Source organism: Maledivibacter sp. (genome assembly GCA_025210375.1).
GTDB lineage: Bacteria > Bacillota > Clostridia > Peptostreptococcales > Caminicellaceae > JAOASB01.
The window spans coordinates 79,670-91,952 of sequence record JAOASB010000045.1 but is presented as its reverse complement, the minus strand read 5'-3'; the positions used below and the strand labels follow the sequence as shown (position 1 = coordinate 91,952).

Sequence of the window (12,283 nt, the reverse complement as noted above, 5' to 3'; positions counted from 1 at the left end):
GCAGATTCTAAAACTATATATAGTAGATGTTTTTTACGGAAGGTAATTATGCAATTTGTTCCTTTGGTAATGATGTCAAAGAATTTGACAGTTATTTATAATGGTAGTAAAATAAATTGTAACATTAATAATTGAAAGGGGTACAGTTATTTCTATGGAAACTGCGACTGCGGACTTGTCAGAGCCGTACGAGGGGGAAAATGACAAAAATATTATGGAAACACCATCAGATAATATTCAAATGGAAAATGTAATTAAAGATATTAGGGTGTTGCTTAATAAGTACAATAATCCAAAAAAATATGTAAATGACTATCTGAGAAAAGTTGAGAAGGATATGGAAAATAAGAGTATTGAGATTGAGTGTTTTATTGATAGAAATAGAATAAAAAAATATATTGAAAAGCACCCTTATTTCAAGAATCCTTGTAATTATCATATTAGGCTATTAACAATTATGAAGTATTTGAAGAAAAAAGGGATAGATGTAAATATTACAGATATTGATTTAATAGTTGATGAAATTATTCAAGAAATAGATGGAGTAAAGAAAGTTGGAGAAGGTAAGTATGTAAAGGCTTTAAAAGGATAAGTTTATAAAATCCCAGCACTGAATGTGTTGGGGTTTTTTTCATGCTTCTGAAAAAAAGAGTTTTAAATGCATGTAGATAGTTTTTTCCTTGTGTTAATCAAAGGATTAAAATATAATATTTTAAGGGAACTAACAATGTGAGGTATAATATAATGAAAAATAGTATGATAAAGGATTTTAATAGTGTTTTAGATAGTCTTGAAATAAAAGATCATATAAAAGAAGAAATGTTTATCTATTTTCTGAGAAAAGCTGTATTAAAAAAGCATGAAATTAGTTATGACTCCTATATGAAATTTTTATTTAAATGCTTTGGTCATATGGATGAAAGGATTATGGAAAATGATGATTTAGAAGAAAAAGTAGGGAAGCTTTCTTTAAATGTAGATTTACTAATCCTTAGTAATATCTTTGATGAATATTTGAATGATAAAAAAAGGGAGATGACCGGTAGCTATTATACTCCTACTTATATTGTAGAGCTAATGGTTTCAAATTCTATAAAAAACTATCTAGAAGAGAATACCAAATTAGATGCCATATGCATCAATAAGCTGGTTAAAGATGAAGTGATTGTTAACATAAGCGATTTTCAATTGCGGAATTTATTGGATATATTCACTGAACTAAAAATTGTTGATATTTCCTGTGGTTCAGGTTTATTTCTAAATTATATCTTTGAGAAAATATTTAGTATAAAAATACTAATATATAAAGCATTAAGATATGATTACGATGAGTATTATGAAAAAAAGAGTTTGTTAGAAAATAATATTTTCGGTATGGATATACAACAAACACCCCTTGAAATTGTAGCTTTAAAATACATAGATATACTGGCTTTTCACAAGGGTTTTAATCTTGAGTCCCTACATTTAAACTTATATAGAAGGAATACTTTGCTAGGTAATGATATTTTTGAAGATGGAAAGGTAAGGGAAATTATAGACGAAGGTGGATTTGATATAGTAATTGGTAATCCACCCTATATAGGTGAAAAGGGCAATAAAGAATTATTTGAAAACATAAAGAAATATGATTTTGGAAAAAAATACTATGAAGCTAAGATGGACTATTTTTATTATTTTATTTATAGAGGAATTGATATCTTAAAAGACAATGGAGTTCTATCATATATAACAACAAATTATTTTATTACGGCAGATGGGGCAAAAAAGCTAAGAAAATTTTTAAGGGAAAAAACAAGCTTTAAAAATATAATTAATTTTAATGAGTATGAAATTTTTAAAAGTGCAAAGGGTCAGCATAATATGATTTTCACTATTACAAAGGGGGCTTATGAAAATAAGCATATAGATATTAGGTACATAAAAAAAAGTAGTCTGAAGACAGATGAAATTATTGAATTATTAAATAAAGAAGATATAGAAAATAGGGATATATCAACCTATTCACTTGAAAAACAAAGGGACTTATATAGTGAAAATGGAAATATAATGATTTTTCCTGAAGAAAAATATTCCCATATAGTAAAAAAGATCAGAAAATACTCCGAGTTAAGATTAGGACAAATTTGCAATATTAATCAAGGCATAGTTAGCGGAGGTGATAAGGTTACCAAAAGAATGATGGAGCAAAAACTCAATAAAGAGGATATTAAGAGAAACAATATCACCCTGCATAAAGGAATTTTTGTTTTAAATAGAGAAGAAATAATAGAGGGCAATATGGATAATTGTAAGCTGCTTAAACCCTTTTATAAAAACAGTAATATTGATAGGTATTTTACTGCAAATTCTACAGATAAATATATACTATACTTTACCGATGAAAATATATCCAATAGCGAATATTGTGATGTTATTCAAAATCACTTAAAAAAATTTCGAGATGTACTTAACTTGAGGAGAGAAACGAGGAAAGGTACTAGAAAATGGTTTGCACTTCAATGGGGTAGAGAACAAAGGATTTTTGAAGGCCCTAAGATAGTTGCTCCTCAAAGAGCATTACAAAATAGATTTGGATATGATGATGGTATGTGGTATGCTAGTGCGGATGTATACTTTATTACTCCGAAAAATGAGAATGTTGATCTTAAATTATTATTAAGTATTTTAAACTCTAAAATAATATATTTTTGGCTATATAATATGGGAAAAAGGAAGGGAGATTATTTGGAGCTGTATTCTAATCCATTGGCTCAAATACCTATAAAATTAAGTTTTGACATTGATATAAAAGAGGATATTATCCAAATGACCAATGAAATGATATCTAAAGGCAGAGATAATTGTGACTATAAAGCAATAGAAGAACATCAAAATAAAATAGACAATATCCTATATAAAATATTTGACTTTACAGAGGATGAAATTGAAACAATAACTAAGCTATATTTTGATAGAAATAATAAGAAACGATGAATTAATAAGGAGCTGAGAAGGAATAATGAAGGGTAATAAAATTGTATTAATATTCTGTGGGCTTATACTTGTGGCATTTATTATGGCAAAGTCTTTTAAAGATGATATAAAAGTAATTAGTTTAGGAAATGACCAATATCAAAATAGTGAGCTAGAGATAGTTGATGGGGAAAATTTTATTAAATATGCTTCAAAAATAAATTCTATAGAAGCCGTAAAGTGGATAAATGATAATACTGTTGAGTTCAAAGGCAAAACTAAGGGCAGTGATAATCTTCAAATATTTCAATTTAATTATAATGACAAAAAGCTTTCTTTAAGTAACGATTCTAAAAAAGATGAATTTTATAGTAAGGATTTTAAAGAGGATATTAAATCTTTACAGAAAATTGCCGAAGATAATTATTTGATATATGCCCAGGGGAAGGATAAAAGGGGATTATTTAATGTAAAGAAGGGTCATAAACCCGTGGTTTTGGCTAAAAATATTAAATATAATGATAAATTATTATTTAAAATATCTGATGATAAGAAAAAAGTAGCTTATTATGACATTGATGATAAGAACATAAAAATTTATAATTTTGCCAATAATCAAATAGCAAAGATAGATGAAGAGATAAACAATGGAGTATTAAGTGATTTTAAAAAAAATATAAGTTTTTCCTATGAAGGTGGATATTTAGCAATTGCTAATATAAATAGAGAAAATTTTAAAGAAAGTAATTTCTCGGTATATGGAGCTGATTCAGGTAAAAGATACGCTGAAAAGCTTATGGGAATAAATCCTGTATGGGGAAAGGACAATCTCAAGATTGCCTTTACATATATGGAAAACAACTCTGTAGTAAATACAAAAGAAAAAAGCTCCTACAATCTAGTTGGAGATAGGGCTGGATTTTTTAATTTAAAAACCCGTAAAATTAAATATGCTCAAAATTTTGGTGAAGGGTTTAAAGTAATGAAACCATCGATTTGGAAAGACAATAATAGAATGCTTATCACCGTGGGTAAGTATAATAAGGAGCAAAATAAATACAATTTTAATAGAGTTTATATTTATAATATTGAAAATAATACCCTTGCCGATTTAGCTGGTTACTTTAAGAATATAGATAATATAGGTGACAACTTTAAAATAGAATTAAGTGACAGCTATTTATATATATATTCAAAAAGTAAAGATGGCGGAAAAAGTATTAAGATAATGGACTTAGAAAGCCGATATGAAAAGGAGTATAACAATGTCCATGGGTTTACTACTAACGGAGAAGTAAATAATGAAAAAATTCTTTACAAGAATTTGAAGCCAAATGAATTCCTATATGTTCATAATGATGGTATATATATAACTGATCTAAAATCCAATTATCTTAAGTATAAAACCTATGGGAATGTTATTGGTATATATGAATCACCGGATAAAAGTAGATTATTTATTATAAGTAAGTATGAAGAAAATTATGAATTAGCAATAGTCAATATATAAATGAAGAAGAAGGAGAACTAAATGAATGGTATTGAAGCCTTAAGAAGTGTTCCAAGTTTTTCCCAATTAAAGGATGGGGATCTAGAAAAAATATCATCTATAACCTTTGATAAAAAGTATAAAAAGGGAAGTATAATTTTTATGGAAGGTGATAAGGGCATAGCCTCATACTTTATAAAATCTGGGAAAATAAAAATCTTTAAATCATCAAAGGATGGGAAAGAGCTGATATTAAATATTTATGGCAAAAATCAAGTGTTTGCTGAAGTTACTATATTCAATGATATAAGCTATCCAGCTACCGCTGAAGTATTAGAAGATGCTATAGTAGGAGTTATTAAGAATAGTGACTTAGAAAAACTGATTAAGATGAATGCCGAGCTAGGTTTTAATTTAATAAAAATTTTGAGTAAAAGACTATTTGATGCCCAAATGAAATTAAAGCAATTAGCTTTAAATGACACATACTCAAGGACAGCCAATACTCTTATAGCATTATCAAAAAATCATGGGGTTATAGCAAATGGCCACGTTGAATTTGAGTTAGAGTTATCTAGACAGGAATTAGCTAATATGATTGGAACGGCAAGAGAAACTGTAAGTAGGGTGCTTAGTAGATTTAAAAAAGAGGGTTCAATAAAAATTGAGGGGAAGAAAATAATTATAAAGGATATAGATAAACTAGAATCGTGGTTATAGAACAACGGGATTATTGTATCGGTACAATAATCCCGTTGTTCTATATTTCACCCTTATCTCACTATTTACAATAGGTACAATTTATTGTATAATATACTTGTAATAATACATGACGATACAATTCTTGGGGGAGTGGGGAGTACAATGGGTAATCTTAGTACTAAGGATTTAACTATTATGGCACTTTTAACGGCTTTGGTAACTGTTTCATCGATGGCCATTACAATACCAATACCCGCGACGGGTGGATATCTAAATCTAGGTGATAGTTTTATTTTCTTTGCCGCTATTATATTTGGATGGAGATATGGTTTAGTTGCAGGTGGATTAGGAGCTGCCTTATCGGATCTTTTACTTGCACCAGCATATTTTATACCAACACTTATAGTTAAAGGCTTAATGGGACTTATAGTAGGTAAAGTAGCCGATGGTAATAAGGAAAATTTATTAAATTATAGAAATATAGCCGCTGTAATAATAGGTTCCATATGGATGGCAACGGGATATTATATTTCCCAGGTCATAATGCTTGGTAGCTTTAAGACCCCCTTGGTAGAACTTGGGCCAAATGTTATACAAGGACTTACAGGGGCTCTTATATTTTTCCCAATGGGTTTAGGTATAAAGAAAGCTAAAATCATAAAATAATAGCAAAAAAAGTGGATATCTTAATATTAAGATATTCATTTTCTTTTTTTTGGCAAAATAAGCATACTTTATGGTAAAATTTTAGTAATACTAAATCAGAGTTCATAAACTATAGACTCTATATCAACAAACAAATAGGAGGACAACTAATGAAAATAACGATTTTAGGTAATTGCGGACCATATCCTAGAGCTGGTGGAGCTTGCTCAGGGTATCTTTTGGAGGATGAAGGATTCAAAATTTTAATAGATTGTGGAAATGGTGTATTGAGTAGATTATTAGAGAAGATTGGAAGCTTAAATGAGATAGATGCAATAATATTGAGTCACCTACATAGCGATCATATGTCAGATATAATGGTTATGAGGTACGCTATCGGTATTAATCAAGGGAAGGGGAAGATAAACAAGAGTATACCCCTATATGCCCCAAATGACCCATTGGATGTATATCAGAAGATGCAGTTTAAGAATGCTTTCATCTTAAATGAGCTAAATAAAGGGAGTATATTGACCTTTGGTGATATGAAGATTACATTTGAGCTTATGTCTCATCCAGTAAGAACATATGCTGTAATTGTTGAAAAAAATGGCAAAAAATTTGTATATACTAGTGATACTAGATACTGTAATGGGCTTCGATCAATATCAAGGGAAGCGGATTTGCTTTTATGTGAATGCAATTTACTGGATAAGGATTTGACAAAGGATGTATATCATTTATCTGCTAGACAAGTTGGTGAGTTAGCTACCTCAACGGGAGTTAAAAAGCTTTTGCTAACCCATATATGGCCTGAGTATGACTTAGAAGAGGTTGTTAATGAAGTTAAGAGAAGCTTTTTAGGTGATGTAGAAATAGCGACGGAGTATAAAACCTATGATATATAAATTAAATTAGGAGCTTAATCAAGGTTATTCATAGGAGATTTAAAAATACTTAGGATAGTCTGAAACTCCTATGGATAATCTAGGTTTAGCCTGACATAGGATTATAGAGATTCCAGTCAAAACTTTTTTATTGAGGTCTTTTAAAAATTTTGATCCAAAATTCAAGAATCCCATTTTATTCAGTTTTTCATTTTATGTATTATGATAACTATTTCTACACATAATAAAGCTGAAGGGAAGGTGAGAATATTGATAAATAGCATATCAGAGAGAAGAGTGAAATTAAAGGATAAATATAAACTTTATCTAGAAGTTCCTGAAAGGGAATATTTAGTTGCCTATAACGATGATATTAGTGTAGAAAATGCCAGAGATATACTAACTCAATTTCTAAAATACCATCAAGACGATGGTAGAATAGAAAATACCAAAATAAAGCACGATAAAAACAATCACAGTATAAATATTGAAGCGGATTTAAATTATATTGGCAATGATCACACCTCACCTAAAGACTTACCAAATTACTTAAATCACTAATTAAATTCTATAGTTCTTAATAACTACAAAAATGACCTTCAATCTAAATATGAAGGTTTTTTTAGGTTCTAAAAAAGGTTCACTAAGTATGAAAAAGTTAAAGGGAATAAAGGATCTCTATCATGGTCGAGTTTGAAAAAATATTACAAATTTATAAATTTTTACCCTGTAACATAGAATTTGCAACTATATCATGTTATAATTATCTTGACTAGAATATGATGAGGTGATACAGTTGGCAAAAAGAATACTGGCATTAGTTGTACTAATATTTGTTTCATTGAGTTTTTATGTTTATGCTGAAAAGGATTTATCTACCTACGAAAAGGCTAAGGTATTAGAAGTTTTCATTGAAGATGATATTGCTGATGAGCATGTTGAGGCCGTTCAATTTGTTGAATTAAAAGTTCTAACTGGCAAATATAAAAACCAGATTTTTAATATAGAGAATGTTCAATCGGGGCATCCCGTATATGATATTCCTGTAAAAGTCGGGGATAAAGTATTGGTATTTATTGAAGAACTGGAAGATGGTACATTGGAAATAAATATTACGGATTATGTAAGGAATAATTACATATATATACTTACTATTACATATATCATTATCCTATTGTTGATTGGAAAATATAAAGGTCTAAAAACCATAGCTACATTAATATTTACTATGCTCATGATTTTTAAGGTTCTTTTACCCTTGATGCTACGGGGATTCAATCCTGTTATCTTAACAATAGTAATATCGGCAACTATAACTATTGTGACAATTCTTATAATCTCTGGTTTCACAAAGAAGAGCTTTACCGCAATAGTGGGAACACTTTCTGGAGTACTAATAGCCGGATTTCTAGCCTTTATCATTGGTACAAAGGTTAAATTAACAGGATTATCTAGTGAGGAAGCAGTTATGCTTTTATATATTCCCCAAAGTATTAAATTCAATTTTAGAGATTTGCTTTTTTGTGGAATATTGCTAGGTGCATTAGGAGCAGTAATGGATGTTAGTATGTCCATTGCTTCATCAACTGAAGAAATTAATCGTGCTAATGCCAATTTAACTACAAAAGAGCTATTTATTTCCGGAATGAATGTTGGTAAGGATATAATGGGAACCATGTCAAATACATTGATTCTTGCATATACAGGTAGTACAGTACCCTTAATGCTGTTGTTTATGTCCTATGAAACATCTTTGCTGAGGATTATTAATTTAGATATTGTTGCAACGGAGATAATTCGTTCCCTTGCAGGGAGTATAGGTTTGGTTTTAGCCATACCCCTCACTGCGGCATTATCGGCAATACTCATTAAAAAGGATTAAAATTTATATTTGAATTTCTATAATATATATACTGGAAAAGTTTTTTGAAAAAAATTATGCCTATGGGAAGTCAAGAATTCCCATAGGCTATTTTGATTGTATATAAAAAGAAGGAAATTAGAAACAAATAGAGAATTGTAAATAAAAGTAAATAAAAGTCGAGAGTGGAAGTGTGCCTATGTATAGGAGACCTATTGTTGGTATAGCCATAGCCTTAGTTCTAGGGATTATAGTTCAATTTTATTTAAGATTATCTATGAAAATTATATTGACAATAATATCGTTTAATGTATTGATGATTATATTGTTAGTTAGTTTAAAACGTAAAGAAAGAATAATTATAATATTGTGTGGGATATTTTTTTTAGGGGCTCTACATTTAGAGTATAATTATTGTATCAAGGACCCTTTAAATTGTTTTGTTAATAAAAAGGTAGAACTTATTGGCGATTGCGCTCAGAAATATGTTACTGATAAAAGTGTCTATATATTTAATGTCAATAGGGTCAAATATAAAGGTAAAAGCTATGAGATTAAGGACAAAGCATTATTGAAGATATTTGATTATAAAGGAATAAGTCTTAATGATAAAAAAGTTATTGTAAAGGGTAAGTTAAAAATCCCCGATGGGGCTAGAAATCCTAGGATGTTTGATTATAATCTTTATTTAAAGACACAAGGTATACAAACTATACTGAATATAAGTAGTAATAATATGAAAATTATAGGGGATGGTAATTTACCCTTCTTACTAAAACTAAGACATGAAATTAAAAGTTATATCTATAATAAAACGTTGAAAATTCTTCCCGATGATGAAGGAAAGATAGCTTTAAGTATGGCATTTGGTGATAAAAAAATAATAAATAAAAACTTGTATGAAGAATTTAAGGCAAGTGGTACGGCCCATGCATTAGCAGTGTCAGGTTTACATTTCGGTATTCTTTTTGTTTTTATAGATTTTATATTGAAAAGTCTTAAGATCCAAGAGAAATATAAATCCTCGATACTTGTATTATTGATATGGGTTTTTGCATTTGTTGTTGGATTTTCGCCTTCCGTCATAAGGGCATCATCAATGATAACATTATGTTCTTTATCAAATACCTTTAATAGAAAATACGACTTATTTTCTTCTCTAGCATTGATTTGTTTAGTTAATGTCATAATAAATCCCTTTATAATATTTAATGTAGGTTTTCAGCTTTCATTTTTTGCGGTTATATCCATAGGATTATTTTATAAACCCATTTATGAAAGGTTAAGGGTGCTTCCTAATTTTTTAAGGAAAATGGTCTCTACAACTTTGTCGGCACAAATTGGTACTTCTCCCATCATTGCATATCATTTTAATAATTTTTCCCTTATTGCACCCATAATAAATATCCCAATTGTTATATTAATCACATTTATTTTGCCTTTGAGCCTAGTACTTTTTATTACATTATTTGTACATATGAGTATTGCAAGGTTTATAGCCTATTTTGATAAGCTGCTAATAAAAATATTAATATGGACAAACTCAATTTCCTCTTACATACCCTTTAGTAGTTTTAATGTTATTTCACCTAGTTTTCTGTTCTTAGCAGCCTTCTATTTTGGTATAATGTTAATATTCTATAAAGACAGGATTCCCTATATAAATAAATATAAGTTAAGGGAGATATTACTATTTTTTTTGATTGTGGTTTTAGGCGTTTACGGTTTTAGCCTTGTATCGCCTAAGAAGATAAAAGTAACCTTTGTGGATGTGGGACAAGGTGATTGTATACTTATAGAAACTCCGAAGGGAAAGAATGTATTGATAGATGGAGGTAAATATAAAAAGGATTTTTTGTCTAAGTTTTTACTTAAAAACCATATATCAAATATTGATTTAATATGTATTAGTCATATACATAATGATCATATTGGTGGAATAATCGATGTTATTAACAATGTGAAATTTGAGTCAGTGGTCATAGGCACCAAAATTTATTCTTGTGAAGAATATGAAGAATTGGTCAAACAATGTGCAGTGAAAAATATTCCTATCAAGGAATTTACCAGGGGTAAGACAATTACCCTAGAAAAAAACCTGACATTAACAGCCATACATCCTTCACCGACTCCAATGGGGAATACAGAGGATGATATAAATAATAATTCCCTAGTAATTATCTTAAAATATAAAGATTTTGAGGTATTATTAACGGGTGATATTGAAAAAGAAGCTGAACAGGAAATAATTAAGGAAACCTTTGAAAGAGATATTGATATACTAAAGGTTTGTCATCACGGAAGTAATACATCAAGCTGTGGAAATTTTATTGATTATTTTAGCCCCGAAATAGCAGTAATCCAAGTAGGAAAAAATGTTTTTGGACATCCACATGAAAATACCCTCAATACTTTAAATAAAAGAAAAATAAAAATATATAGAAATGATAATAATGGAGCTGTTATAATAGAATCTGATGGAGACAGCATAGAAGTTCATACAATGATTCAATAATATTTAGGAGGAAATGATGGCATATAAAAGCTTGTTAAAGGATATAAAAGAAGATAATATTTCAAAGGTCTATTTGTTTTTTGGTAGAGAAAAATACTTGGTCAATAGGGCTATTGAAGCCATAAAACATAAATATATAAATAATGCTAATGATGAAAGTTTTAACTTTAGTTTCTTTGATGGATTTCAAGATGATATTGATGTCATATTAAATTCTTGTGAAACCTTGCCTTTTATGGGTGAAAAGAGGATTGTGATTGTTAGAACTAAGGATGCTTTTAGTGGAAGTAAAAGCATTTTAAGTAAAGATAATGAAGAAAGTCTAATAAAATACTTATCCAAGCTTCCAGAGTCCACATGTTTAATTTTTGAGGCCGGAGAGAAGATTGATAAAAGAAAAAAAATTATAAAAGAAATAAAGTCTAATGGTAAAATTCTAGAGTTTTCAAAGCTAGATAAATATACCCTTTCAAAATGGATTCAAAAAATATTGAATAATAACCATAAAAAAATAGATAGTACTTCTTTAGACCTACTTATAGATTTCTTAGGCTATATAGATAAGAATTCTAGTCAAACACTGTATGATGTAGAGAATGAACTCATAAAACTATGTAATTATACCGCTGATAAATCCACTATTGAAGCCGCTGATATTGAAAAGATTATGAGTAAACCATTGGAAAGCAATATATTCCTATTGGTAGATGCAGTTGGGGATAAAAATGGGAATTTGGCGTTGAACCTATTCAACCAGATGCTTGCCATTGGAGAGCCAGAAGGTAGAATATTACATATGATCGTTAGACAATTCAAGATACTTAATAAAGTTAAGCTTATGGTAGATAGAGGATATACAGCTACAGCAATAGCACCCAAAATATCATTGCCCCAATATATTGCCAAAAAGTATGTTAAACAAGCCAATTTTTTTACTGCTAAGGAATTGTTAAATATATTAAATTGGTCATTGGATGCCGATAGGAAAATAAAAACTGGCAAGATGGCTCCGAAATTATCCATAGAGGTTTTGATAACAATGTTTTGTAAATGATATGAAGGAGTAATGCTTTCCTATGTTTCTAGGGAGCTTTTAATCAAAGTTTTGACTGGGATATCTATGGTTTAGCAGATGAATTACAATAAAATTTTTTCAAAAAAGTCAAAAAGCGTACTTAGTACGCTTTTATTGTTTTGCAGCGGGGTTTAACGACGGGTGTTGGTGAAAA

The 12,283-nt window shown here is 29.3% G+C and carries 10 protein-coding genes; all 10 read left to right on the top strand.

All coding sequences use genetic code 11. From position 1 onward, the window contains the following. The first annotated feature begins 154 nt into the window (after positions 1–154). The 10 genes from N4A68_15995 (at position 155) to holA (ending at position 12,108) form a co-directional block, all read left to right on the top strand. Positions 155–592, top strand: a complete 438-nt coding sequence (locus tag N4A68_15995; GenBank protein MCT4565799.1) for a hypothetical protein — start codon at positions 155–157, stop codon at positions 590–592. A gap of 152 nt (positions 593–744) precedes the next feature. After that, complete coding sequence (locus tag N4A68_15990) at positions 745–2,976, top strand: Eco57I restriction-modification methylase domain-containing protein (protein ID MCT4565798.1); 2,232 nt, start codon at positions 745–747, stop codon at positions 2,974–2,976. A gap of 25 nt (positions 2,977–3,001) precedes the next feature. Next, complete coding sequence (locus N4A68_15985; protein ID MCT4565797.1) at positions 3,002–4,465, top strand: hypothetical protein; 1,464 nt, start codon at positions 3,002–3,004, stop codon at positions 4,463–4,465. A 21-nt stretch (positions 4,466–4,486) separates the two neighbouring features. Then, positions 4,487–5,164 carry a Crp/Fnr family transcriptional regulator gene (locus tag N4A68_15980; GenBank protein ID MCT4565796.1) on the top strand — a complete coding sequence of 226 codons (678 nt, stop codon included), beginning with the start codon at positions 4,487–4,489 and terminating at the stop codon, positions 5,162–5,164. A 144-nt stretch (positions 5,165–5,308) separates the two neighbouring features. Further along, a complete protein-coding gene (locus tag N4A68_15975) occupies positions 5,309–5,812 on the top strand; it encodes an ECF transporter S component (protein MCT4565795.1) in 504 nt (167 codons plus the stop codon). A gap of 149 nt (positions 5,813–5,961) precedes the next feature. Next, complete coding sequence (locus tag N4A68_15970; GenBank protein ID MCT4565794.1) at positions 5,962–6,699, top strand: MBL fold metallo-hydrolase; 738 nt, start codon at positions 5,962–5,964, stop codon at positions 6,697–6,699. Positions 6,700–6,948: 249 nt separating this feature from the next. Next, positions 6,949–7,239 (top strand): hypothetical protein, encoded by a 291-nt coding sequence (locus N4A68_15965; GenBank protein MCT4565793.1) that lies wholly within the window; start codon positions 6,949–6,951, stop codon positions 7,237–7,239. A 226-nt stretch (positions 7,240–7,465) separates the two neighbouring features. Beyond that, entirely contained in the window at positions 7,466–8,560 is a 1,095-nt protein-coding gene (locus N4A68_15960) for a YibE/F family protein (GenBank protein MCT4565792.1), read from the top strand. A 178-nt stretch (positions 8,561–8,738) separates the two neighbouring features. Further along, positions 8,739–11,054, top strand: coding sequence for a DNA internalization-related competence protein ComEC/Rec2 (locus N4A68_15955; GenBank protein ID MCT4565791.1), 2,316 nt, complete (start codon positions 8,739–8,741; stop codon positions 11,052–11,054). Positions 11,055–11,070: 16 nt separating this feature from the next. Further along, positions 11,071–12,108 (top strand): DNA polymerase III subunit delta, encoded by a 1,038-nt coding sequence (gene holA / locus N4A68_15950; protein ID MCT4565790.1) that lies wholly within the window; start codon positions 11,071–11,073, stop codon positions 12,106–12,108. Positions 12,109–12,283 lie beyond the last annotated feature (175 nt).